General features: G+C 40.3%; 1 protein-coding gene and 1 pseudogene. Both read left to right on the forward strand.

Annotated elements, in window-relative coordinates; translation table 11 throughout:
- Nucleotides 1–159 precede the first annotated feature (159 nt).
- The gene (locus CWATDRAFT_RS42100; protein WP_198139063.1) at nt 160–306 is read left to right on the forward strand and encodes a hypothetical protein; all 147 of its coding nucleotides are present in this window, start codon (nt 160–162) and stop codon (nt 304–306) included.
- Between the two features lie 564 nt (nt 307–870).
- Nucleotides 871–2,104 (forward strand): annotated as a pseudogene (gene ltrA / locus CWATDRAFT_RS31355) (group II intron reverse transcriptase/maturase); the annotation flags it as partial.

A 2,104-nucleotide genomic window follows, 5' to 3' on the forward strand; every position in this document is an offset into this window, starting at 1 on the left:
GATAAGTTCGAGCCGGTACCTTTTTAAGGCTTTTTCATGGACAATAATAACTCTTCGTATCTATCCAAAATAAACTCAAAATTATACACTTTTTTAGCATACTCTCGACCTCTTTTTCCCAGAGATTTAACCAGTTGAGGATTCCGATATAAGTGTTCTATGGCCGAGGCTAGGGCTTGGGAATCTTCTGGAGGAATCACTAAACCGCCACCACTTTTTTCAATTGCTTTAGCAGCAGTTCCATTAGTAGGAACCGAAGGTGCGATTCGTTTAGCTAGAAAGCCTGTACTAAATACAGGTGTGTAGCTAGTCTAGAACCTAGAAAACTAGATAACTGTTGGTTTGTTGGCTAAAGGAGCCACACTCGGAATCAAGGGAGCAATCCTAAGAGTGACAACTTAACCCTCCGTTTTGGACTTAGTAAACTCAGGATAGAAGCAGGGTTAAAAGGGGAACCCGTCATGAAACAGCATGGCAAGTCGTTCCTCCAGTCAATTGGTCACGGTTAAGCATTACGCTGAATCATCGTCCTGAACCCTCAAGACCTCCAAGTAGCCAAATCTGTTTGACAGGCTGCGTTCAAAAGAACAAGGTGAAAAGTGGAGTTTTCTTCGTAACATCCACAACGATTCCTAAAAGTAACCTGGGGGAGAGATGAAACCTAAAACCAATACACCCAAACCAACGGAACGAATTAAGTCCATGACTGCTCTTACCATCAGGTCGATGATGTAAGTAGTGACAAACTTAAGCGCAAGGGTCATGGATGTGAGAAGCAATTAAGTTGCTAATGCCTATTTGTAATGAATATGGATAAGCTGACGTATTGCTGGTTAATTAGAAGAAATAGTCTCTATTAGAGGTAGTTAAATGTCGAATGCGAGTATAACCAAGACTACGCCAGAATGGAACACCATAAACTGGGCAAAAGTCCAGAGGAAAGTGTTTAAGCTTCAAAAAAGAATATTTCAAGCTGTTAAATCAGGTAATAAAGTCAAAGCTAAAAAGCTTCAGAAGTTACTGTTAAAGTCACATTACGCAAAGCTCTTAGCCATTCGCAAAGTGACCCAAGACAACCAAGGTAAGAAAACTGCTGGAGTTGATGGGAAAAAGTCATTACGACCTAACCAAAGATTAAAGTTAGTTAACGAACTAAGGTTAAAAGGTTACAAAGCCAAGGCACTCAGACGGGTTTGGATACCTAAACCTGGAAGAGATGAAAAACGTGGACTGGGGATACCCACCATGAAAGATAGAGCAATGCAAGCCTTGGTTAAATCAGCCTTAGAACCATACTGGGAAGCCCAATTTGAGGGTACATCTTATGGCTTCCGTCCAGGCAGAAGCGCACAAGACGCAAGACGCTATCAGTAGAATATTTTTAGCAATAAAAACGAATGCAAAATATGTTCTAGATGCAGATATCGCCAAATGCTTCGACAAGATTAACCATGATTACCTACTGTCCAAAGTAGATTGTCCACACAACATCAAAAGAATCATTAAACAATGGTTGGAATGCGGTGTAATGGACAAGGGCATTTTTGAGGAAACAGATTCAGGTACACCTCAAGGTGGTGTAATAAGTCCGTTATTGGCTAACATTGCACTACACGGAATGATAATAGACATAGAAAATCACTTCCCCCGTACAAAACGGAGAGAAGATGGCAGTCTTAAACAGGGATATAAACCCAAAATCATCCGCTACGCCGATGATTTCGTAATTCTTCATACAGATTACGATGTTATTCTACAATGTAAAAATCTAGTTGCACAATGGTTAGAAAAAGTCGGATTGGAACTAAAACCAGAGAAGACTTCCATAAGACACACTCTAAAAAGTATTGTCCATAATGGTAAAACCATTGAACCAGGCTTCGATTTCCTTGGATTCAATATTAGGTCATACCCCAAGGGTAAACACCACTCTAGTAAAACAGGTGGAAAAAATGCACAACTAACTGGATTCAAAACACTAATCAAGCCAAGCAAGAAAAAAATACTAGCTCACCATGAGGCAATCAAAGAGTCCATCAAGGCCAACAAGAAAGCCCCACAAAAAGCATTAATCACAAGATTAAATCCCATAATCCCAGGATGG

It is taken from the genome of Crocosphaera watsonii WH 8501 (assembly GCF_000167195.1).
Classification (GTDB): domain Bacteria; phylum Cyanobacteriota; class Cyanobacteriia; order Cyanobacteriales; family Microcystaceae; genus Crocosphaera; species Crocosphaera watsonii.

What these genes read in the sequence shown, in the direction of transcription:
- CWATDRAFT_RS42100 (WP_198139063.1), top strand. Translation starts at nt 160, where the DNA reads ATGGCCGAGGCTAGGGCTTGGGAATCTTCTGGAGGAATCACTAAACCG.